This is a genomic window from Paraburkholderia sp. 40, from assembly GCF_050434105.1.
Lineage (GTDB): Bacteria > Pseudomonadota > Gammaproteobacteria > Burkholderiales > Burkholderiaceae > Paraburkholderia > Paraburkholderia tuberum.
Window position 1 is genome coordinate 1,064,542 of sequence record NZ_JBNPVY010000003.1, and the last position, 21,278, is coordinate 1,085,819.

General features: G+C 60.0%; 19 protein-coding genes. 9 read left to right on the forward strand and 10 right to left on the reverse strand.

Annotated features, from left to right (window positions below; all coding sequences use genetic code 11):
- Nucleotides 1–15: 15 nt before the first annotated feature.
- From OKW28_RS20385 to OKW28_RS20405, 5 genes are all read right to left on the reverse strand, one after another.
- On the reverse strand, nucleotides 16–1,038 hold the full coding sequence (locus OKW28_RS20385) for an IS30 family transposase (protein WP_429448340.1): 1,023 nt from the start codon (nucleotides 1,036–1,038) through the stop codon (nucleotides 16–18).
- Nucleotides 1,001–1,360: a GNAT family N-acetyltransferase gene (locus OKW28_RS20390; protein ID WP_429448342.1), complete on the reverse strand. Its 360-nt coding sequence runs from the start codon at nucleotides 1,358–1,360 to the stop codon at nucleotides 1,001–1,003. Before OKW28_RS20390 ends, OKW28_RS20385 begins: the two co-directional genes overlap by 38 nt.
- A gap of 105 nt (nucleotides 1,361–1,465) precedes the next feature.
- The gene (locus OKW28_RS20395; RefSeq protein ID WP_429448343.1) at nucleotides 1,466–3,205 is read right to left on the reverse strand and encodes a serine hydrolase; all 1,740 of its coding nucleotides are present in this window, start codon (nucleotides 3,203–3,205) and stop codon (nucleotides 1,466–1,468) included.
- A gap of 230 nt (nucleotides 3,206–3,435) precedes the next feature.
- A complete protein-coding gene (locus tag OKW28_RS20400; protein ID WP_429448345.1) occupies nucleotides 3,436–4,458 on the reverse strand; it encodes an IS30 family transposase in 1,023 nt (340 codons plus the stop codon).
- 284 nt (nucleotides 4,459–4,742) lie between these two features.
- Nucleotides 4,743–5,147 (reverse strand): hypothetical protein, encoded by a 405-nt coding sequence (locus OKW28_RS20405; RefSeq protein WP_429448347.1) that lies wholly within the window; start codon nucleotides 5,145–5,147, stop codon nucleotides 4,743–4,745.
- 349 nt (nucleotides 5,148–5,496) lie between these two features.
- Between OKW28_RS20405 and OKW28_RS20410 the strand changes: the two genes are divergently transcribed.
- Nucleotides 5,497–5,745, forward strand: coding sequence for a CGNR zinc finger domain-containing protein (locus OKW28_RS20410; RefSeq protein ID WP_429448818.1), 249 nt, complete (start codon nucleotides 5,497–5,499; stop codon nucleotides 5,743–5,745).
- A gap of 670 nt (nucleotides 5,746–6,415) precedes the next feature.
- A complete protein-coding gene (locus tag OKW28_RS20415; RefSeq protein ID WP_429448349.1) occupies nucleotides 6,416–9,163 on the forward strand; it encodes an autotransporter outer membrane beta-barrel domain-containing protein in 2,748 nt (915 codons plus the stop codon).
- 336 nt (nucleotides 9,164–9,499) lie between these two features.
- Here OKW28_RS20415 and OKW28_RS20420 read toward each other — a convergent pair whose 3' ends face one another.
- Both OKW28_RS20420 and OKW28_RS20425 read right to left on the reverse strand, forming a co-directional pair.
- A complete protein-coding gene (locus tag OKW28_RS20420; RefSeq protein ID WP_429448350.1) occupies nucleotides 9,500–10,168 on the reverse strand; it encodes a response regulator transcription factor in 669 nt (222 codons plus the stop codon).
- An 18-nt stretch (nucleotides 10,169–10,186) separates the two neighbouring features.
- Complete coding sequence (locus tag OKW28_RS20425; RefSeq protein ID WP_184039521.1) at nucleotides 10,187–11,092, reverse strand: S1C family serine protease; 906 nt, start codon at nucleotides 11,090–11,092, stop codon at nucleotides 10,187–10,189.
- Nucleotides 11,093–11,405: 313 nt separating this feature from the next.
- On the opposite strand from OKW28_RS20425, the gene OKW28_RS20430 reads away from it, so the two are divergent.
- The 3 genes from OKW28_RS20430 (at nucleotide 11,406) to OKW28_RS20440 (ending at nucleotide 12,774) form a co-directional block, all read left to right on the forward strand.
- Nucleotides 11,406–11,597 (forward strand): hypothetical protein, encoded by a 192-nt coding sequence (locus OKW28_RS20430; RefSeq protein ID WP_429448352.1) that lies wholly within the window; start codon nucleotides 11,406–11,408, stop codon nucleotides 11,595–11,597.
- A 109-nt stretch (nucleotides 11,598–11,706) separates the two neighbouring features.
- The gene (locus OKW28_RS20435) at nucleotides 11,707–12,129 is read left to right on the forward strand and encodes an ACT domain-containing protein (protein ID WP_429448354.1); all 423 of its coding nucleotides are present in this window, start codon (nucleotides 11,707–11,709) and stop codon (nucleotides 12,127–12,129) included.
- A 183-nt stretch (nucleotides 12,130–12,312) separates the two neighbouring features.
- Nucleotides 12,313–12,774, forward strand: coding sequence for a hypothetical protein (locus OKW28_RS20440; RefSeq protein ID WP_429448356.1), 462 nt, complete (start codon nucleotides 12,313–12,315; stop codon nucleotides 12,772–12,774).
- 12 nt (nucleotides 12,775–12,786) lie between these two features.
- On the opposite strand, the gene OKW28_RS20445 is transcribed toward OKW28_RS20440, so the two are convergent.
- Entirely contained in the window at nucleotides 12,787–15,540 is a 2,754-nt protein-coding gene (locus OKW28_RS20445) for a UPF0182 family protein (RefSeq protein WP_429448358.1), read from the reverse strand.
- Nucleotides 15,541–15,835: 295 nt separating this feature from the next.
- On the opposite strand from OKW28_RS20445, the gene OKW28_RS20450 reads away from it, so the two are divergent.
- A complete protein-coding gene (locus tag OKW28_RS20450) occupies nucleotides 15,836–16,423 on the forward strand; it encodes a glutathione binding-like protein (protein ID WP_429448360.1) in 588 nt (195 codons plus the stop codon).
- 59 nt (nucleotides 16,424–16,482) lie between these two features.
- Here the strand turns inward: OKW28_RS20450 and OKW28_RS20455 are convergent, their stop codons facing one another.
- Nucleotides 16,483–17,415: a hypothetical protein gene (locus tag OKW28_RS20455; protein WP_429448362.1), complete on the reverse strand. Its 933-nt coding sequence runs from the start codon at nucleotides 17,413–17,415 to the stop codon at nucleotides 16,483–16,485.
- A 228-nt stretch (nucleotides 17,416–17,643) separates the two neighbouring features.
- Nucleotides 17,644–18,687 (reverse strand): AraC family transcriptional regulator, encoded by a 1,044-nt coding sequence (locus tag OKW28_RS20460; protein ID WP_429448363.1) that lies wholly within the window; start codon nucleotides 18,685–18,687, stop codon nucleotides 17,644–17,646.
- A gap of 488 nt (nucleotides 18,688–19,175) precedes the next feature.
- Here OKW28_RS20460 and OKW28_RS20465 point away from each other — a divergent pair, with 488 nt between their 5' ends.
- The 3 genes from OKW28_RS20465 (at nucleotide 19,176) to OKW28_RS20475 (ending at nucleotide 21,246) form a co-directional block, all read left to right on the forward strand.
- Nucleotides 19,176–19,340 (forward strand): hypothetical protein, encoded by a 165-nt coding sequence (locus OKW28_RS20465; protein ID WP_429448365.1) that lies wholly within the window; start codon nucleotides 19,176–19,178, stop codon nucleotides 19,338–19,340.
- A gap of 237 nt (nucleotides 19,341–19,577) precedes the next feature.
- The gene (locus tag OKW28_RS20470; RefSeq protein WP_429448367.1) at nucleotides 19,578–20,294 is read left to right on the forward strand and encodes a transposase; all 717 of its coding nucleotides are present in this window, start codon (nucleotides 19,578–19,580) and stop codon (nucleotides 20,292–20,294) included.
- Between the two features lie 364 nt (nucleotides 20,295–20,658).
- Nucleotides 20,659–21,246 carry a BPSL1445 family SYLF domain-containing lipoprotein gene (locus OKW28_RS20475; RefSeq protein ID WP_429448369.1) on the forward strand — a complete coding sequence of 196 codons (588 nt, stop codon included), beginning with the start codon at nucleotides 20,659–20,661 and terminating at the stop codon, nucleotides 21,244–21,246.
- The last annotated feature ends 32 nt before the right edge of the window (nucleotides 21,247–21,278 follow it).

The window sequence follows — 21,278 nt, forward strand, 5'->3', positions numbered from 1 at the left end:
AGCGCAACAGCGGGTTTAATGTTTAGAGCCTTGAGGTTGACTTGCTGAAGCAAGGGTCGCGGCGAAGACCTCGAACGGCGAATGGAAGGCATGAGTGGCACGAGGTCGGCTGTTCAGACTGTCGGCGATAGCGTCAAGTTCGTCCTGACTGTAGACCGAAAGGGCCGTGCCTTTGGGCAGATACTGGCGCAGCAGCCCGTTGGTGTTTTCGCAAGTGCCGCGTTGCCAGGGACTGTGCGGGTCGCAGAAGTACACCTTCACGCCGGTTGCGGCGGTGAGTTCTTGATGCCGCGACATTTCTTTGCCCTGGTCGTAGGTGAAGCTCTGCCGTAATGGCGCGACAATCGAATTGAGTTTGGCGGAGAAGCCGGCCAGCGCTGAAGCGGCGGTGGCATCTTCCATCCTGGCAAGCAGCACCAGACGGCTGGTCCGTTCGACCAGCACGCCTACCGAGGACTGGTTGCCGGCACCCTTGATGAAGTCGCCTTCCCAGTGCCCAGGCAGCAGTCGGTCTTCGATTTCGGGCGGCCGCACATGAATACTGACCATGTCGGGAATCTGTCCGCGCCGGTCTGTGCCCCGTGTACGCGGCATGCGCGTGCTGTGGCCATGGCGCAAGCACGCAATGAGCTGACGGCGCAGTTCGCCGCGCGGCTGGGCGTAGATAGCCGTGTAGATGGTTTCGTGCGAAACCTGCTGGGTCGGGTCGGTCGGATACATACGCTTCAGTGTGCCCGATATCTGCTGAGGTGACCATTTCCACTCGAGCAGAGTGAGAACGATGCGCCAGCAGACGCTTTGCAGGCAAAGCTTTGGGGGGCGGCGACCCGCGCTGCGGCGTGCGGCACTGAGCGCTTCAGCCGACACGGACGCGTAGCCAGCAGGCAAGCTGTTTCGCGCCAGTTCACGGCTAACGGTGGCTGGCGAGCGACCGAGTATCCGGGCCATGGCCCGGATACTCGAACCCTGCAGATGCAGACTTGCAATGATCAGGCGCTCTTCAGGCTGAAGTTGTTGATACTGAGTTCTTTCGTGCATCGCAACACCTTATACGAAACAGGTGTTGCACTTCAGATTTGAGGCCGCCCTCGTTCGCATTAAAGAGAGCGCAGTCGCCGAGCACTTCACGGGTCGCCCGCAATTCAACTACGCAGATGAAATCCTGGCCGTCGGCTGACGTCTTCAATTTGCGTGAGACGCGATCCGTTGCCTGGTCTAGCGATGTCATCGCTCGAAACGGAAAATAGCGCATTGCCTCAGGATCTGACCAGATCGCAAACAGCCCTTGCGCGTCCTCATGACGCAGCGGCCGCAGAATGAGACGCGTGGTAGTCAATGTGACCGGTTCAAAGGTTGTCATGACGAAGGCGGTGCATCGGGAAAGGATGGTTCTATTAAAGCACGTGAGCAGGCAGCGTGTCTGGGCAGTTAGCTGTACCCACAGCCGTCTGCCGGGAACGTCAGGCTAACTCTTGAGCAGCCCATCGCTTTCGAGCGCGTCAGCGGGGATGGAGTCGTCGATGCGCGGCCACTCTAACTCGACATGTGCATTCCAGTGGTGAAGTGCTTTCGCACGACCGTCCTCATCGAGAACGAATTCAAACGTGATGTCCGGGAAATCGCTGCTGCGAAATTGCAGGCCTTTGAATGGCTTTAGGACATCGGCCGGTTCGCCCGGATGAAACAATGCAATATCGTTGTCTCGACTCAGCTTGACACCGACCTTCCTCCCAAGAGGCGTTTTGTACGTGCCGACAAGTCTTGCAAGGACGCCCGCATCGGGTCGCGTTGGCAGGCGAACGAACACCGCTTCCGCCTGATCAAGCCGTATCGCCGCGCGATCTATATCGCCGAGCATGCTCGTGAGGAACGAAACCGACCACGCGCCATTCGTCTCGTCATTAGCCGTGTCGAAGCGGTCGTAATGGAAATGGTTAAGGGGCAGCTTGACCTGACGGAATGCGAACTGGAGTTGCGTGCCGTCAATTGTGATATCCAACGTTCCATACGCCGGGTGCTCGTACGAGCCGGCGTAATCCGCCAAGTTGTGCGACGGCTGTGTGTTCGGAACCGCACGTGGCACGGCCCGTTCTCGCGCCTCGCGCATTGTCGCCTTTGCCTTCCTGCGAAAGTCGAGCAGGCGCGCCGTCCAGTCGGTCTCTTTGAGGCCAAGCGCGCGACTATAGATATCGAAGCCGATCGCGTTGCTTAGCGGGGCGCAATGGTCGCCTATCACGAATACAGAAACACCGATCTTCTCTTCCGGCAGATATGACACCTGCGAATGAAACGCACGCAGCGTGCCGCCATGACTCGTCAACAGATGACCCCGAAACGCGGCCGTCATGCGTCCCATGCCGTAGATGCCGTTAAGATCGGTTTTGAAGCCGAACACGTCACTCATTTCGGTTGGCCACGGCAAGCCGAGAGCGAGCGTCGCTTTTAGAACGCTCTCGGGTATGACTTGCTTGCCGTCGATCCGTCCGTCGTTCATCAGCATGATCGACCAGCGCGCGATGTCCTCCAGGCTGGAGACGATGCTGCCCGCCGGACTGCACTCGTCATCTTTCGGCGCAGGTGGTTGCCAAAATTCATTACTGTCGCGTCGTTCAGAGAAAGGTAACGCGTAGTCTCCCTGGTCGTCGGCTTTTGCGTCGCCATACGTGAACAAGGTTCGGTGCATACCAAGGGGCACCAGAATCTCGTCGCTGATGAATTGTTCCCATGGCTTACCGCTTATCAGCTCGATGATATGGCCGACCGCTTCGTACATCATGTTGTTGTAGATGAGCCGCGAGCGCAGCGGAGCAATCGGCTTCATGAACCGGATGCGATCAAAGAGATCCTTCGTCGAGTAGTCCGATTCGTACCAGATCATGTCATAACGCGGCACACCGGTTTTGTGCCCGAGCATGTCGCGTAATGTGACTGCCGCATCAAGTGACTGATCATAAAACCGCAGACTGGGTACTGCATTGCGAATCGGTTCATCGAAACTCAGCAGGCCGCGTTCAACCAGCAGACCTGCAGCGACAGCGGTAAAAAGTTTCGTATTCGACGCGATTGGAAACAGTGTCGAGGAAGTAAATGGCCGCGCTTTCGCAACGTCACGATGGCCGTACCCCTGCGTCATCACGACCTCGTCATTCCTGACAATACTCACACCGACTCCCGGCACGTGCCAGTCACGCACGAGAGTTTCCATATACCTCCCGAAATCCCCCAAATCCAGTTTGCTCGAATCGCTTGACATAGAGTGTTCCTTCTAATCAAAAGTTGATTGTTAGAAAAGCCGAATGTATCGGGAGCAGCGTGACGGAGCGGTTGGCAGCCGGTGATTCTAGCGAGAAAAATAAAGCAGCAACGGAATGGCGCACAAAGTCGCCTGAATGACGATTCAGGGGGCGGTTTCAAGAGTGAAGCGCAACAGCGGGTTTAATGTTTAGAGCCTTGAGGTTGACTTGCTGAAGCAAGGGTCGCGGCGAAGACCTCGAACGGCGAATGGAAGGCATGAGTGGCACGAGGTCGGCTGTTCAGACTGTCGGCGATAGCGTCAAGTTCGTCCTGACTGTAGACCGAAAGGTCCGTGCCTTTGGGCAGATACTGGCGCAGCAGCCCGTTGGTGTTTTCGCAAGTGCCGCGTTGCCAGGGACTGTGCGGGTCGCAGAAGTACACCTTCACGCCGGTTGCGGCGGTGAGTTCTTGATGCCGCGACATTTCTTTGCCCTGGTCGTAGGTGAAGCTCTGCCGTAATGGCGCGACAATCGAATTGAGTTTGGCGGAGAAGCCGGCCAGCGCTGAAGCGGCGGTGGCATCTTCCATCCTGGCAAGCAGCACCAGACGGCTGGTCCGTTCGACCAGCACGCCTACCGAGGACTGGTTGCCGGCACCCTTGATGAAGTCGCCTTCCCAGTGCCCAGGCAGCAGTCGGTCTTCGATTTCGGGCGGCCGCACATGAATACTGACCATGTCGGGAATCTGTCCGCGCCGGTCTGTGCCCCGTGTACGCGGCATGCGCGTGCTGTGGCCATGGCGCAAGCACGCAATGACCTGACGGCGCAGTTCGCCGCGCGGCTGGGCGTAGATAGCCGTGTAGATGGTTTCGTGCGAAACCTGCTGGGTTGGGTCGGTCGGATACATACGCGTCAGTGTGCCCGATATCTGCTGAGGTGACCATTTCCACTCGAGCAGAGTGAGAACGATGCGCCAGCAGACGCTTTGCAGGCAAAGCTTTGGGGGGCGGCGACCCGCGCTGCGGCGTGCGGCACTGAGCGCTTCAGCCGACACGGACGCGTAGCCAGCAGGCAAGCTGTTTCGCGCCAGTTCACGGCTAACGGTGGCTGGCGAGCGACCGAGTATCCGGGCCATGGCCCGGATACTCGAACCCTGCAGATGCAGACTTGCAATGATCAGGCGCTCTTCAGGCTGAAGTTGTTGATACTGAGTTCTTTCGTGCATCGCAACACCTTATACGAAACAGGTGTTGCACTTCAGATTTGAGGCCGCCGGGTGATTGCCCGCTTCGCGGTCAAGGCCGCGCGTGAAATTGGCCTCGGTGAATATTGAAGGGCCGCTATATGCAATTCGAAGGCCGTTCAGAGTCGCGTGCTAGCGGTCGCAGCCTTGCGAGGTTCAAACGGCGTATGCGCACTGCATGAGGGGCGCCCGGCCATGAAGAGGTACTCAGGCTTGTCACTCAAATGAATGCTCTCTGCGGAGGTGACCGTATCACTGCCGCGTGTCTACTCTAGCGACACTCGGCGCGGAATTCCCGGAAGTATCAGAGCGGACGCTGCGAATCCGATTGCCCCAGCGCCGCCGAATGTCGACCATGTTTCGAGCGATGTTCCGTTCAAGATGAGCCAACTGCCGGTGTAGTAACCAGCGGCGCCACCTAGTGCCCCTGCGGCACTCAGCGCGCCAAAAAACGTTCCTTGACTTCCGTCGATAGCCAACGATGCGATCATGGTTTCCAGTGCCGGGAGCATGATTGTTTCGATGATCGTGTATCCGGCGATAAATAAAAGGAACCAACCGAGACTGTCGAATACAGCCACGCTTGTGAAGGCAATTGCGGCAGCCAGGTACGCATACATGGTCGAGGTCGCTGGATTTATCCGGACCAGCCAGCGTTTCGCGGACAGCATGAATGTAAGTCCGATTACGCCGTTCACAACATAGACTGCAGATGCCGCGTGCGGACCTATGCCGGATCACAACCAGACTGCACCGGGAGAGCTTGAAGCCGTGCGACGGTTCATCAACACCTGGTCGATTCCAAACGACACGCGTGAAGAAACAGACGCACTGCCCGCATTGGCTCGTGCGCCCGAAGTGTGGCGGAAGGCGTTTCCGCACCAGTGCCTATCGCGAGCCGACACTCCGGTCAGGCTGCAACGGACGTGCTGATCTGCGCAGTGCATGCCAAGGAGAAGGTTCCAGTAACGACGCACTGAATGAATGGTTCAACAGCGCTGCACTACGTGTGAAAACCCGATGGATAGGTGGCGCTATGAAGTTGATTATCGAATCGTCGGAAGCGAGCTTTGTCGGTTATATCGTAGCCGTAGTGACAAATGCCATTGCGTCGGGCGAGTGGGCACGTCTGAAGACGATCACACACGCAACGGCAGCAAACGCTGGTGCAGTATGACAAAAGGTGGTCCAGACGGACGGGCGTGCGGGACAATTGCGAAAGTCGCGGCGTATCGCGCCCGTGAAGCAACGAAGGCCAACGCTACCTGATGCGATGCTTCCGACTGATGGTCGTTACTCGGCACCTCGTCTGGCAGACCACATCAATCATTTTGAATGTCCGCTTCGCGGAAAGTTGACCGTCCCTTGTGGGTCGCCTACGGAAGTTCGACGCGGCGGTGCGGCCGACGATCACCGGAGGCCGCTCGATTTCCGGGATCGGCCACATCCGGTCATTCAAGCTATATCGCGCAATGACATTCAAGCGTCCGGGGACAGCTCTTAGCGGACCTGGAGCTGCGCCAAGCGTTGAATACTGCTGGCGCGCGCAGCCAATTTCATTGGCTTGTCTGATCATTCGGTACTACAACAACAGAAGCAAGCGCAAGCGGCTTGCTTCCGCGACTTCAATACTTGCCGTGTCAATCTCTAGAGGGGGCACGCAATGCAGATAGAGGGATGCACGAAAGCGGCGCAATCCTGGCCATCGCTGACCGAGCACGGCGTCACGGTCCCAATGACCAGGCCCTATGCAGATTGCTGGCACGGCAAGTTCCGCCAACTCATGCAACGCGGTCCGATTGCCGCGGCAGCGTCGCCGAACCAATCATTTCCATTTCAGCGTCCGACCACATTGGGCAGCAAGGCATTCAGGTCAGGCGCACCGCCGTCTGCCTTCGACAACTTCCTGTATCACCCGGCTAAGATAATGCGGGTCGGGATGGCAAACCCCGACGCGTCAGACGAAGGCGCACCGAAAAGCGCTCTAACAACGTTCCGGCTTGTAGTTTTCCCCCTTCTGGCTGCCCTGGGCGCTACCGGCGCTGCCGATCTCGCTCATGCACAGTCAATAACGACCACGGGCAACGTGACCCCCACGGCGCAATTGCCGTCTACCTCGACCATCACGGGCCCCGTCCAGGTGCCCGCGGCCGTTGGCGTCGGCAACGGCGCAAACGGCAGTCTCACCATCGAAGGCGGCGCAAGCGTCACATCCAACACCGGGTCCGTCGCCAGAAACATATGGGGCGTGGGTGCCGGAAACATGGCCACGGTGATCGTGACCGGTCCGGGGTCGACTTTTACGAGTTCGCCGGCCAACGCCAGCAATCTGGAGCTCGGTCAGAACGGGGGGATGGGCAATCTCACCATCGAGAACAGCGGGACAGTCAACGCAGCATTTCTGCGCGTTGGTTCCGGCGTCAACGGACCGCCCGACACCACCGGCGGCACGGGCTTCATCGCGATCACCAGCGGCGGAGCGCTCAATATCACGGGGGGCCCCTTTGCCACCGCCGATCAGATCGGCTGGCTTTCCAACTCCGTGGGTACGGTGACGGTAAACGGCACTGGCGGCGGGGCCACTTATACCAGCGGCCCTCAGATCAGTGTCGGCTGGGCGGGGGTGGGCACTCTGAACATCATCAATGGCGGACTGACTACGGCCAACGGCGGAATGGACGTCGCAGTTCTGGCCAACAGCACGGGCACCGTCAATGTGAATGGCGGCGGCACACTGGCGACGACGTTCCTGACAGCCGGTTGCGATCCGGTTCGCATCGGCCAGCAGGGATGCACCAGCGTCCAGAAGGGCAATGCACAGCTTAATTTCAACGACGGCACCTTGCGTGCGCTGACGAACAATTCAGGCTTCCTCACTGCCTTTTCCGGCACAGAACTCAACATCATGGCGGGCGGCCTGAGCATCGACAGTCAAGGCTTCACGGTCGCCACCGATACCACCTCGGCCTTCACCGGCGCGGGCGGGCTGACCAAGATCGGCAGCGGCACGTTCATTACGAATGCAGCCAACAGTTACAGCGGTGTGACAACGGTGACGGGCGGCACGCTTGCAGCGGGCGCGGTCGATGTCTTCAGTCCGAATTCCGCGACCGTGGTCAATCCTGGCGGAACGCTCGCCCTGCAAAGCTTCAACCAGACGCTCCCCAGCCTTTCGAACGCGGGCACGGTCGTGCTCCCGGCAATTGCGGGTGAATCCAGTCCAGCCACGACGCTGACCGTCAACGGTAGCTACTCCGGTAGTGGCGGCCACCTCGTGCTCAACAGTTTTCTTGGCGGCGACGGCTCTGCGTCCGATAAGTTGATTACTGGCTCGGCCTCAGGCACCACGAGTATTTTCGTCAACAATGTCGGTGGACCGGGCGCGTCGACCCCGGGGAACGGCATCCTCGTAGTGCAGCAAGCAACCGCGGCGACACCCGGTGTCTTTGACCTTGATAACCCGGAGCTGCGCGCGGGCCTGTTCGATTATCGCCTGTACCCGGGGGGCCGCAACGGTACGGACCCCACCAGCTGGTTCCTGCGGTCGTCCTTCATCGTGCCACCGCCACCGCCACCTGGCCCACCACCCGAGCCTCCAGGACCACCTGGACCACCTCAACCGCCGGGGCCGGAGGAGAACGTCGGCACCGAACCGCCGCCTCAACCTTCACCGCCGCCGGGCGTGTGGCCCATCATTGGACCGGAGCTCGCGACCTACGGCGTCGTCCAGCCCATCGCCCGCCAGATGGGCCTGACGATGCTCGGCACGCTGCATGAGCGCATCGGCGACACGCTTACGGCCGCCGGTGGCGGCACGGACGGTTCGGGCTGGGCGCAGTCCGCCTGGGGCCGTGTGTTCGGTCAGCAGGTCGATAACCACTATCGGGCGTTCGCCGATCCACGTGCGAGCGGTTGGGTCGGCGGGCTGCAGACTGGCCTCGACCTGTGGCGCGGCAGCATCTGGCCGGGCCATCGCGACACCGCCGGCGTGTACTTCGCCTATGGCTATGGCAATGTCGACGTCGACGGTCTCGTCACCAACGCGGCGGCCACCGGCTACGTCCTTGAGCACACCGGTTCGATGCACCTGAATGCGTATTCGGGCGGTGGCTACTGGACGCATTATGGCCCGAGCGGCTGGTATCTCGATGCGGTGCTGCAGGGCACGTACTACGACGGCAACGCGGGTACGCAGTACGCCAGCCTGCCGCTGCGCGGCTCGGGGTTTGTGACCTCGCTTGAAGGGGGCTATCCGGTGCCGTTGCCGCTAGGGCCTGGCTTCGTGCTCGAGCCACAGGCGCAGATCATCTGGCAGCACGTATCGTTCAGCGATGAGAACGACGGCCTGGGGCCGGTTGCGCTGGGCTCGACTTCGGGCGCCACCGGGCGGCTCGGCCTGCGAGGGCAGTGGACCATCGAGGGCAGCAACGGTGCCGTATGGCAGCCGTACGTGCGGGCCAACCTGTGGCGGGACTGGGGCGCGCAGGCGAGCACGGCCTTCGGCACCGACCCGGTGCCACTGAACGTGCAGGCCACGCGCGTGGAGTTCGCCGGCGGTGTCACCGCGAAGATCAAGGAGCGTTTGAGCCTGTACGGCCAGTTCGGCTATCAGTTTGCCGTGAGTGGAGACAGCAACGTCCGCCGCAACGGCGTCGTCGGAGATCTCGGCGTGCGCTACAGCTGGTAGGCATCGCGGTGCGGAACGGCGTTGTCAGGGCCTTTTGCTTGTTCGATCGCTTGCCAATGCTGCGCGAAATTGCGTCGCTGCAACGTTCCCGCAGCATGGAGTGTGACGATAAAACCATTCAGCAGCAAGCACTGCCGCGACCAGAGCAACGGTGCAAAAGGCCACGTCAGCTAACGGCCGTTCCAGTATTCAAAGCGGCCGTTGTTTGTGTCTTTGATCGAACGGCAGAAACTGGGCTGGCTTCTGCCACAGCGTGGTCTATGGTATTGCCACGTTGGTGGAAAACGTTCGAGCATGACGTCGTCTAGTGTCGTGGGTAGAAAAACGCGAGCTTGTCTACACCATGATGAATCCGTGCCGCATGCCGAGCATCACCGCTTCGGTGCGGTTGGTCGCACCGAGTTTGCCGAAGATTGACGAGAGGTGGAATTTCACCGTGTTGTCCGAGATGTCGAGGTGCCGCGCGATCTCCTTGTTGCCGAGTCCGTCGGCGAGCATCGCCAGCACTTCGATCTCTCGTAACGTCAAGGCTTCGAACGGTTCGCCGGATCCCTTCTGGCGCGACGGTCTTGTTTCGGCCAGTAGCCTTGCGAGGATGTCGGGCGTCAGCACGCAAAGGCCTGCGGCGACGGCTTCGATGGACACGACGATTTCAGCTGGTATCGCGTTGCGCGGCAGGATAGCCGCCGCATCGGCCGGCAACGCATCGAGGATCCAGTCGCTGTCCGGGTCGTCGCTCAACAGGACGAGCGACGGCGACACGGGTGAGAGTTCGAGTAGCGTCTTGAGCGCATCGCTCGCCTCCGGCGCGATGTCGGTGACGACCACATCCGGCACCGATCCGGCGAGGCAATCGACGAGCTTTTCGGCGTCGGGCGCGCTACCCAGGAACTCAAGTGCCGGGTTCGCCTCGACAAGCGCTTGCAGGCTTGCGCGCTCTTGCCACGATGCCGCGATCACTACGACCCGTAAAGGTGCCCTCCGTATCGTCTGTCCATCCGACATTTGGTCGCTTCCCGGGCGTCACCTGCACGAATTCCGTTGGGGCCGTTCGCCCACCGTTACCGAACACGCGTGGCGTTCGCCGCCTCGGATCAAGGCGATGTGCAACTGCTGCCCAATGCTTGCGGAGCCCAGCGCCGCACTTACGTCACCCATGTCGCGGCAAGGCTTGCCGTCCAGTTCGATCAGTACATCGCCTATCAGCACGCCCGCCTGCTCCGCAGGGCCGCCCGGTGCAAGCGAATTGATCAGCAATCCACTGCTGAACGACAGGTTCATTTTATTGACCCAGGCGTCCAGCAGGCCGACCCGCTGCGTGCCGACACCAAGGTAGCCCCGCGAGACGCGCCCTTTAGCCAACAGTTCATCGGTGACGCGCTCCACGGTCATCCCCGGAATCACGATGCCGGCGCCGCGCATCAGTGCCGAGGTGCAGATGCCGATGACCTGCCCGCGCATGTCCGCGAGGGCCGCCCCGGAGAAACCCGGGCGCAGACCGCCGTCCAGACGCACGAACGCATCGAGTTGTCCGCCTTTCCACGTGCGCCAAGGACCACCTATGCTGCCGATCACGCCAAAATCAGCGCTGACGCCGGAGTCGTCCGCACGTGCGACGGCGAGCGCAAGATGACCCGGCTTCAGTGAGTGGGCGTCGCCGGAACCGATCGGGTCGAGGTCCACGCCGTCCAGTTTCAGCACGCCGACGTCGGACCCCAGATCCAGGCCCGCGAGGACTGCGGCGACCGTACGGCCGTCGGTCAATGTGACTTCGATGCCGTCCTCACGCCTGAGCGTGTGTGCAGCCGTCACGACGACGCCACGTCGCCAGATTACGCCACTCGACGGCATGCGATGTCGGCCGTGTACTGCGACGACACTCCGCCCGACTCGCGCGACGATGTCCGCCAGATTGTCCGAGAGATCCATCAAAGGATTTCCGCTCGAGGATGTGGTTTCCATTTCAAGCCCCCTGTCAATTGCGTGCGACCTGCCAGTGCTTCGCGTCGACGTTTGCTCGCCTGTCCAGCTAGCGTTATGACGACGGGTTCACAATGACAGAACGACGGGGGGCGCACACCACCCAAATGGGTAGCCGGGTGGATGCAGCGCGGACTTCACGATGCAACGAGTCTGGTCTGCGACCAGCACGTCCCTGATCACACTGCGGTTAGCGCCGCCCGCTACGGCCCCATACATAGCGAACCCACCGCTGCCAGCGGCTTTGCGGTGGAGCGGGTGCGTGGCGCGCAGTCTGCGCTTCGCGGTCGCGCTGGACGGACTTCTGAACCTGTTCGTGGATCTGCCTCAAACTCATGCCGCCTGGGCCTTTCAGTTTGTCGGGATCGGTAGCAGGATCGCCATCGGGATCGTCTGTCATGAGAGTCGCCTGTTTGTGATGAGGCGACTTGATCTTGATACAGATGCTCAGTAGCAGCAAGTTGGACGCGGATCGCCGACCGGCGCCTAGTCCGACAGTCCTTGCCCGCGTGCCGTTCGTGAAGTAGATTTTCCTAATGAGGTCCGTGCCGGGAGGGATTGCCATGGAACTGAGCGTGGAACGTGTCGAGGTGTGGGCAGCGCCCATCGACGACAAACCGGGAGGTCTTGCGAAAGTTTTAAGCGTCTTGCGGGATGCTGGTGTCGACTTGCAGTTCGTCGTGGCACGTCGAACGCCAGAGGCATCGGGTAAGGGAGTCGTGTTTGTCGCTCCGCTACAGGGAGACAGTGCGATCCGTGCCGCCACACAGGCGGGGTTCAGCGTCAGCCCGAGCCTTCACTCCATCCGTGTAATGGGTCTGGACCAGTTGGGCATCATCGCGCAATTGACCCAGATGTTGGCGGATGGGGGGATCAACCTTCGCGGCGTCTCGGCCGCTGTACTTGGCACGCAGTTCATTGCGTATCTCGCGGTCGACTCCTTGGACGATGCCGAAAAGGCGATTGACCTTCTACAAAGGGCCTGAAGTACCCGTACCGGACCGCGAACCGGCTTGGCTCTTGCTGACGAGGCAAGGGGGCCGCTCTGTCTGATACGACTGCCGTCGACCATCTCAAATCCGTTGCGACAAAGCCGAGCGGCCATTTGAATGGCGAACGCAGCGCCGGGCATGGCGGCGAATCCGGATGCCGGTAGGAGGTCGACAGTGATGAAGACACCGACGACCAGAAGGCGGGTGCTTTGGGCGCTCTCGCTTTGCATTATCGCGACTTGCATGGCAGTTGGCGGGGGATTGCTGTTCGAGCTGTTGGTGGTCGGCCATGCCGTGAGCGATTTCCGCCGGGACGCGGCCCTGGCACAAGCGGGCATCGCACAAGGGGAGCCGGCTACGCCCGAGGAGCGCATCAACCCGCCCTATCTGAGGCGATACGGGTTGGACCGTAACCTGTACAAGGACATTCACGGAAACTTTTCGCCAACAGGTGCTGACTGGCGCCAATGGGGGCTGCGAACCAAGGTCGCAGCCACTGTGTTGTGGCTGGGTCACGATCCACCGGGAACGTGGTGGACCTACGTTCAGATCAAGTGCGTTGATCGGTTTCCTCAAGCTCACGCCGACAGCGAGCCGATCGTCGATGTTGCCGACGCTTGCCTCGGCGAGCCGCATTGATTGTCCCGTTGGTCACTTCCGATCATCGGAGCGGCCAGCGCCGAGTGCCTCGAGCAACGGCCGGAGGGTGTCCAGTTCCGCGCCGAAGCCGCTCCAGTCTCCCGCCTTCAGTCTCTCGATGGCGCGGTCATAGTGGACAAGTGCCTCTCTCGCGCGAGCGTCCACTGTGCCTCGGGCTGGCGATGCCGCTTGTGCGGTCTCACTGAAAAGCGCCGCCAGCGCCTCATCCAGAGTGTTCTCCATCACCACACGGTCCCCATACGCGGCAATCACCCGCTTCAACTCCGGCAACTGACCGGACGCCGCGCGCAAATAGAGCGGCGAAATATAGAGGATCGAGTTCTCGATCGGCACGACCACGAGATGACCGCGAATGACGCGTGAGCCCATCTGGTTCCACAGCGAGATCTGCTGCGAGATCTCGGTATTCTGCTGAATCCGCGCTTCAATCTGAAACGGCCCATAGATCAGCTTGTCCTTGGGAAAGGTGTACACGATGAGCTTGCCGTACCCGGGCGGATCGCAACGCGCCGCCAGCCAGGCAATCATGTTCTCCCGCTGGCTCGGCACCATCGGCAGCATGAGGATGAACTCGGCGCGTGCGTCGCCGGGGAGTCGCATGATCGTGTAATACGGCGGCATCGTGCTGGCGGTGCTTCCGCCATCCATTCCGACCAGCTCCTGGGGAAACTGCCACAGATCCTCGCGGTTGTAGAAGACCTCCGGCGCATCCATGTGATAGGCGCGGTAGAGTTGCGCCTGGATCAGGAACAGATCTTCGGGGTAGCGGATATGCTTTCGCAGCTCCGGTGGCATCACGTCCAAAGGCTTGAACAAACCCGGGAAGATGCGCTCGTATGCGCGCAGGAGCGGATCGGCGGGATCGCTGACGTAGAAATCGACCGTGCCGTTATACGCGTCGACCACGACCTTGACCGCGTTTCGGATGTAATTGGCGCCGTCCCCGAAACCCGGCCGGGAGTAAGGAAACCACCGGCTGACGGTGTAGGCGTCCTGGATCCAGAACAGGCGCCCATTGCTTGCGACGACATAGGGGTCATGGTCGAGAGTCAGGAATGGCGCGATCGTACGCACGCGGTCCTGAATGTTGCGATGAAGCAGGATCCGGCTCTGGTCTGTGATATAGCCGCTCAGCAGGATGTTCGGATCGTCGAGCTGCCAGGCGAACAGACTGCGGCGTATCACACTGCCGATGCTGACGCCATCGCGCCCGCTATACGTCGTGTAGGCGTTAGTCGGCCGTTGGGGAAAGTCGAACTCAGCTACGTTGCCGTTCACGATGACGTAGTCCTGCCGGCCTTCGCTGAAATAAAGACGTGGTTCGCGAATGGCCGGGCCGCCGTTGGAGACTGGCGGAATATCGTGCAGATAGAAAAACGGTAAGCCTTCGGTGGATTTCTCGGTGACTGGCGACATCACGACGCCGATGCCGTGAGTAAAGATAAGGTGCAGGTTCACCCAGGTTTGGGCGTTGGTCTGAAGCATCGCCGGTTCCAGCTCACGCGCCGACAGCATTACCTGTCTGTATCCGGCGTCAAGCTGATAGCGGTCGATGTCCACCGAAATAAATTTGTAGTAAGTCCTGATCTCCTGCAACTGTGCATAGGTATCCATCAGCGGTTGCACATCCCATAGCCGGATGTTGTCGATGGTCGCCCGATTGGCCTGCAGCGAGTCGAGAGTCAGTCCCTGCTCGGCCTCAAACGGTTTAACCTCGATCTTTGCGAGGCCGTATGCCTGTCGCGTTAGCGCGATAGTGTGCTCGATATAGGGTGTTTCCAGTTTCAGCTCGCTCGGTTTGACATAGAAGCGCTGAAACAGCGATGGATAGATCACAGCGAATACAAACGAACTGCCGAATACGAGCAGCGCGAGAACGACGGGTTGCAGATGGCTCCGTCGGCGCATGTTGATCCAAAGGGCAACGGTTGAGGCCGCGGCAAGGCCGACAAGCATCCACAGGACCGGCAACTCGACGTGGACATCGGTATAGCTGGCGCCGACCACGACGCCGTTGTCGCCATAGAGCAGCAGAAAGCGGTCGAGCCACCACGCCCAGGCCTTCACCGCAAAGAACAAACCGAGCAGTGCCGAACCATGAGTGATGGGGGCGGCCGAGAGCGTGCGTGGTGGCCGCTCCAGCGCGATGTCACCGCGCAACCCGTAGACAGCACCTGCCACGATCGCGCTCCAGAAGATTAGCTGCAGCAGCCAGTTCTTGAGTGCGACATACGCGGGGAGCGAGAACAGATAAAAGCCGATATCCCTGTCAAAGATCGGATCGCGTTCGCCAACAGGGACCTGATAAATGAAGCGAAGCGCGAGGTCCCAGCTCGAGACTTCGCTAGCGGCAATAACCAACCCCAAGACGACCGCGGCGCAGGCAATACTGGAGCGCCAGGGAACGTGCGGCGCGATCAGTTCAGACAGTTCAACGGCAACTTCAGTCGCACCCGATCGATCAACAGATTGCGCTCGCAAGACATCGACGCGCCTCGCGTAACGATGCGCCAAAATCCCAGACAGCCATATCGCGCACGCCGAGACTGCGAACACCCCGGCAAACAGCAGCGCTCTCGCGGAAAGGATGGTCCAGAAAACGCCACCATAGCCGATCGAAGAGAGCCACAGCCAGTTGACCAGGATGCCGGTGATGCGTCCGACGACAAGCAGGCCGACGATGACGGCCGTCACCGTGATTGCATAACGTCTCAGGTGCACGCCGGACTTCACTTCCGACCACATGGTCTCTCCTGTGCTGGCCGTCGCCCTGCCCTGCTGCGATTGCGATCCGGGTTCGGATGGCTACATTAATTCAAGCTATCTGAAGCCGCTCCACGAACCCTGACGAAAGACCCTTGTGGACGTGGCGCGAGTCAAAACGGACAGGGCCCGGCGCAGCGATGCGGCAATTATGCCAAAGTTCATCCATCGCAATCGACGCTCGACGTCGAACTCTCGTTCCAAGTGTCGACGGCGGCGGCACGCCCTTTGCTGCGTTGAAACGGTTCAGTTCATCTCACGAAAAGGGACCCCTATCATGAAGCTCTACTATTCGCCTGGTGCCTGCAGCCTCGCCGACCATATCGCAATGGATGAGGCCGATCTCACTTTCGAAAGGATTCGCGTCGACTTGAAGTCCAAGGAGACCGAGACTGGGGAGCAGTTCAATCGGATCAATCCAAAGAGTTACGTCCCAACCCTCGAAATGGATGATGGTCAACGGCTTACCGAGAATATCGCGATTCTTTCGTGGGTCGCACAGCGCAAGCCCGCCCTTGCGCCGAATAGCGAACCCGGCAGCCTGCGCCTGCTTGAGATGCTCGCGTTCATTTCGACGGAAATCCACAAACAGTTCGGCCGTGTTTTCAAACCCACTTCGGATGCTGAAGCAACGGCAGCGCGCGAGAAGCTCGGTCAACGCTTCCAGTTGATCGCCACCATGTTCAAGGGCGAATACCTGTTCGGCAGCGAAGCGGGTGTGGCGGACGCCTATCTGTTCACGATGCTGCTCTGGGCCAAAAAGGTAGGCATCGAAGTGCCGGAGAAATTGCGAAACTTTGCCGAACTGATGCGCGCGCGTCCGGCCGTCCAGCTTGCCATGAAGCACGAGGGACTCGACTGGTGAAACGCAGATCCTCGCCGCGCGCACCTTTAGCTGGATGATTCGTGTGCGTTCGGGCTCGCTCAATGCAGTGTGGCGAGTGCGGCCCGGATACGCATCCCCTGCTCTTCGGAGACGAGCCGATCGAGCACTTCCGCGAAACGGGGGTGATGCATACCGGAATGGAGGTACTGCCACCGGTAGGCATGATAGAAATTCGCTTCGATCGACATGGCTTCTGCCTCGACGACGGCACGCCCGCAGTTCGCGATGAAATACCGCGAGTCCGCTGTCGCCTGCCCGCGCAAAATGCCGTCGATCGCAATCATCAGGTCGATGAACTCGTTGACCGCGTTGTCGCGCGCCGCATCTGTCAGCGTAGCGTCGTGCCGCTTCCATTCCAGCTCATCGAGAATGGCGTGCTGACTTTCTTCCTTCCAGTGGTACAGAAATACATCCTTGAACAGCTCGGATAACTGATCGTCAGGATGAATGCTCTGGCGGTAGTGAATCTGCGAGAAGAGTTCAATATGCAGCGTCATGGCCAGCACCGCCCAGGTGCTCTTGCCGAGGACCACGGCGCCAAGCGCATCGGGATCGACGTCGAAGCGGTAACCCGCGGGCAGCGTTTCGCCGATCATTTTTTCGATGCGGCGAAACAGCGCCTGGTGTTTAAGCTCTTCGTCGCTGAAACGCACGAGCGCTTCGAGTGCCACCTGATCGCCGAGCCAGTAGTCGCGGCTCACTTCCAGCACCTTGGCGTTAATGAAGCGCTCGACGAGCCCGAACACGTTCGCGTATGTGCGCCCCTGAATCTGGCTGACGAACCGCTTCTCACTCTCCGAGAGCATGATGAAATCCGGCACCAGCGAGAGCCCGTCCGGCAAATACTTCTGGGACATGTCGAAGGTACGGCCTCCAATCACGTCACGGTCGATGTCCCAATTGACCATCTTCGAAGCGCGAATGCATCGGGCGTAGCGATCGCGATCGGACAGCCGCAATATTTCGTTCATGGAAGTTCTCCCAATATGGACCGCCACGCGGTCTAGCGTTGAGTGTCGATTCACCGGGCAGAGCCAGTCGAATGATCTGGCTTTCCGGCACGCTCAATTTACGATTGGGAGTCTTGAAGTTCTATGATCAAGTCGCCGGACGATATGACTGAAACACCGTTTCGTCACGTTGGTCGCACAGGTCGACAATTGAGTGGGTAGAGACAGCGCGGCGCGTCACGGCAGGCATCACTGATCCCGCAGTGCGGCAACGCCACGCGTAGGTTGCGCTTGCTGCGCTGATGTGGCCACGCCGTTCGACTTTCCTTTGCTCTTGCGCCAGCCGGCCGGCGGCATGCCGAATTCGCGTCTGAACGCGCGACTGAATGCGGCTTCCGACTCATAGCCAATCTGTTCCGCAACGGCGTTGAGCGGCTTGCTACCGATCAGAAGTTCGTGCGCCGCAATCTGCATGCGCCATTTCGCGAGGTATTGCATGGGCGGCTGCCCCAGAAGATCGGTAAAGCGTTGCGCCAACGCGGAACGCGACAGGCCCACTTTGCGCGCAAGTTCCTCGACGGTCCACGCATGCGCCGCCTGCGCATGAAGCAGCGAGAGCGCGCGTCCAACGTAGCGGTCACGCACGCCGGCGAGCCACCCGGTCTGGTTATCAGGTAGCGCCTCAATACAGCTACGGATTGCTTCGACAAACAGCAGTTCCGATAGCCTGGCAAGCACGATCGTGCCGCCCGCGCGCGAGTCGGCCGCTTCCGCGGCAGCAAGTTCGAGAGACGACTCGAGCCATGCCGCACGCGGATCCTGGCGCATGTCGATCTTGAACAGTCGCGGCAGCGATGAGAGCAGCGGATTGTTCAAAGTATCGTCGCAGGCCAGAAAGCCGCACACGATGCGCGTCACAGCGCCCCCGCCGCCATAGGACAGCGTCATCACTTCACCGGGTGCTGTCGCTATCTGCCCGGCCAGTAGCGAGTCCGACGGCACAGGGGAAATATCGATCGCGCTGCCGATGATGTGCGTTTCACCCTGAGGCACCACGATCAGTTCGCCGGCATGGACGTGAATCGCCGAACCGGGATCGTCGGCCAGCTTCGTCCAGCAACTCCCCTCCATGATCAGATGATAAGAAACGACGCGCTCGGAAGGCGGCAAGTAAGCGCCGCAGAGCGATGCATCGGTGCGACCGATCAGACACCACGGCGCGGTGAATGTCCCGTTCAGAAACACGGCGCCGCTCAGACGAACAGCGCGCAGAACATCAGAGACTGCATCCATGGATAGCTCGCGTGAAATGCGATTTCCCGGGCGAGAAACCTGGCCGCCGTTCATTCTTCAGGATGGCCAAGGGCTCCATGTTATACCCGCAACCTCACTTGATGACAATTCCCTTACTGACGTTTTTCGCGAGGCTTATGAAGCGCTTTGCGGGTCCGTTGAAGACTCGCGCCTGGCAAAAAGCGCACCACGGAACGTGCGCTTCGCCAGGATGACAGGACGATCTTTGTGGACGCCCGCCCTGCGCCCGCGATGCATCGGCACGAAATGGACGATCGGTCAAGAAAGATCGACGCACGGACAGGACGGCAATGGCTTGCCGCGGGCAGAGTTCATGACAGGAAGGAACATCACGGATCGGCGTCATCCGTACTTCGCAAACAAGCCTTCCTCGGACTCTTGAAACCTGGCGCGTCACCCAACTTGCACGAATTCGTTCAAGCACAGCAACTGACCGCTTCGCGCAAACACAGTAGCGTGAGACACCGATGAAACGTCTGATAAGCCGTGCGATGTACCACCCGATCATTGCGCTATCCGTTTTCTATCTGGCCGACGTTATGCATCACGTCGATTACAGCATCGCTGGTGCATTGCTGGTTCTGACCGCGAAAACGATCTCGCGTGTTTCAAATCTGTTCGACAAGGGATAGATCTGCGATGCGAAGCGTTCGTCGATGAACTTCCGAGCGCGGCGCTGCAATTCAGCATTGGCATAAGAGACACTGGCTGCGATCGGCAAATCGACGAACAGAGGCCATAAAAAAGGCCTGTTCGTGATGCAAATGCACGAACATGATCGATAGAATTTCCTCTAGCACGTTTCACACGGTCCCGCGTCCGATATCTGTCGGACCGCTTTCTCACATCGGATCTCCGGTTAATTCAGCATGGCACGGCTTGCACGGCACTACGTCCCCGATCAACCGCAGCACGTTATCTTGCAAGGACTCGCGGGGCCCGCTTTCATGGACGAAGGAGACTACCTGTACTTCCTCGCCTGCGTGGCAGACGCAGCGCGCGTCGCCGATCTGGCGGTCCATGCGTGGGTGCTAATGCCTCATGCGGTACAGTTCCTCGTCACGCCTTCGTACGAGTCGAGCGTCGCCATGGCAATGCAGGCGGTTGGCCGTCGCTATGCCGAGACCTTCAACCGCCGCCATGGACGCCGCGGTGCGGTATGGCGTGGCGAGTACCGGGCGACAGTGATTGAGCCCGACCGGTATTTCCTGCTCGCGAGCCAGGTCATCGATCAGGCGCCGGTGCGCAATGGCCTGGCGGCCGAGCCGGGAAACTACCCGTGGTCGAGCTGCGCGCACCACATCGGGCTGCGTGTCGATAGGTTCATCAGGGACCATCCACTGTACCGGGCGCTCGGCAATACGCCGTTCGAGCGCCACCAGGCTTATCGCGATCTGGGCGCACAGCCTGTTGACGAACGCGAAATCAATAACCTGATGCAGTCGACGCTCAACGGCTGGGTGCTCGGCAGCCCCGCGTATTGCGAATGGGCGGCGCAGACAGCCAATCGGCGCTTGATGCCACTGCTGCTGCGCGACCGGCCGTCCACGGTTCGCACCACACGCTCGCTCGTACACGTGGACTAAGCAAAGGAAAAAACAAGCGAGGAAACCTTGCTTGTTTGAGAGATGCTACGGGCGCACTTCTTTGAAGTGCCGCTCCAGATGATGAATTCCGGGCGCGACGAGCGCATACATCAGCGTCTTCCACGAGACGTTCCAGACAAGCGGCTACGACACTTCATCTTCTGCGTACTTACTTCATGCATGCGGCTACGTCGATTCGCAGATTGCGCGAATCGACGCAGGTCAACGCAAAACCAGTGCTGCCCCTTACATACAATAGCGCGGTCATCTTCTACGATCAGGTGATGACTGAATGCACGTTTCTTTGGGTCGTTCAACAATTGCAGCATCACGGGTTCGACCATGAACCACGATGGAGGCAACCATGCGCAGAAGAAACTTCTTACAAACAGGTGCCGCGGTTCTGGCAGTCGCGGGTGTTGCGCTGAGCGGCTCTGCGGCGACGATGAATGGCGCCGTTGCCGGCGAGTCCAACGCATCGAAGCGGCAGGTAATCGATGCCGAGGTCAACGAGACCCTGTCGCGGCTGTTCGAGACGGTCAAAGGTTCAAGAGAACTCGTCGACAAGGCGAACGGCGTACTCGTGTTCCCGTCCGTGATCAAGGTTGGCTTCGTCGCGGGCGGCCAATACGGTGAAGGCGCTCTGCGGGTGGGCGGGAAATCGGTTGGCTACTTCAAGACGATCTCGGGGTCATTCGGCTTGCAGGCAGGTGCACAGTCGAAGGCCATGATCTTTCTGTTCATGACGCAGCACGCGCTCGACAGCTTTCGCAAATCCAACGGTTGGTCGGTCGGTGGCGAAGGTTCGGTCGCGCTCGTGAAGGTCGGAGCAAACGGAACGATCGATACGACAACGGCCACTGAACCCGTCCAGGCGATCGTCCTGACAAATGCAGGTCTGATGGGTGACGTGTCACTTGCCGGCACAAAGGTTTCCCGACTGAAAATCTGACGACATTGCTAGCAGGGTTTGTCTGATAGGGC

Bases quoted from the DNA above. Each gene is read 5' to 3' on its own strand.
- OKW28_RS20435 (WP_429448354.1), top strand. From the start codon at position 11,707: ATGGAACTGAGCGTGGAACGTGTCGAGGTGTGGGCAGCGCCCATCGAC.
- OKW28_RS20470 (WP_429448367.1), top strand. From the start codon at position 19,578: ATGGCACGGCTTGCACGGCACTACGTCCCCGATCAACCGCAGCACGTT.
- OKW28_RS20475 (WP_429448369.1), top strand. From the start codon at position 20,659: ATGCGCAGAAGAAACTTCTTACAAACAGGTGCCGCGGTTCTGGCAGTC.
- OKW28_RS20385 (WP_429448340.1), bottom strand. From the start codon at position 1,038: ATGCACGAAAGAACTCAGTATCAACAACTTCAGCCTGAAGAGCGCCTG.
- OKW28_RS20445 (WP_429448358.1), bottom strand. From the start codon at position 15,540: ATGTGGTCGGAAGTGAAGTCCGGCGTGCACCTGAGACGTTATGCAATC.
- OKW28_RS20465 (WP_429448365.1), top strand. From the start codon at position 19,176: ATGAAACGTCTGATAAGCCGTGCGATGTACCACCCGATCATTGCGCTA.
- OKW28_RS20425 (WP_184039521.1), bottom strand. From the start codon at position 11,092: ATGGATCTCTCGGACAATCTGGCGGACATCGTCGCGCGAGTCGGGCGG.
- OKW28_RS20450 (WP_429448360.1), top strand. From the start codon at position 15,836: ATGAAGCTCTACTATTCGCCTGGTGCCTGCAGCCTCGCCGACCATATC.
- OKW28_RS20440 (WP_429448356.1), top strand. From the start codon at position 12,313: ATGAAGACACCGACGACCAGAAGGCGGGTGCTTTGGGCGCTCTCGCTT.
- OKW28_RS20390 (WP_429448342.1), bottom strand. From the start codon at position 1,360: ATGACAACCTTTGAACCGGTCACATTGACTACCACGCGTCTCATTCTG.
- OKW28_RS20395 (WP_429448343.1), bottom strand. From the start codon at position 3,205: ATGGAAACTCTCGTGCGTGACTGGCACGTGCCGGGAGTCGGTGTGAGT.
- OKW28_RS20460 (WP_429448363.1), bottom strand. From the start codon at position 18,687: ATGGATGCAGTCTCTGATGTTCTGCGCGCTGTTCGTCTGAGCGGCGCC.
- OKW28_RS20400 (WP_429448345.1), bottom strand. From the start codon at position 4,458: ATGCACGAAAGAACTCAGTATCAACAACTTCAGCCTGAAGAGCGCCTG.
- OKW28_RS20455 (WP_429448362.1), bottom strand. From the start codon at position 17,415: ATGAACGAAATATTGCGGCTGTCCGATCGCGATCGCTACGCCCGATGC.
- OKW28_RS20405 (WP_429448347.1), bottom strand. From the start codon at position 5,147: ATGCTGTCCGCGAAACGCTGGCTGGTCCGGATAAATCCAGCGACCTCG.
- OKW28_RS20420 (WP_429448350.1), bottom strand. From the start codon at position 10,168: ATGTCGGATGGACAGACGATACGGAGGGCACCTTTACGGGTCGTAGTG.
- OKW28_RS20415 (WP_429448349.1), top strand. From the start codon at position 6,416: ATGGCAAACCCCGACGCGTCAGACGAAGGCGCACCGAAAAGCGCTCTA.
- OKW28_RS20410 (WP_429448818.1), top strand. From the start codon at position 5,497: ATGGATAGGTGGCGCTATGAAGTTGATTATCGAATCGTCGGAAGCGAG.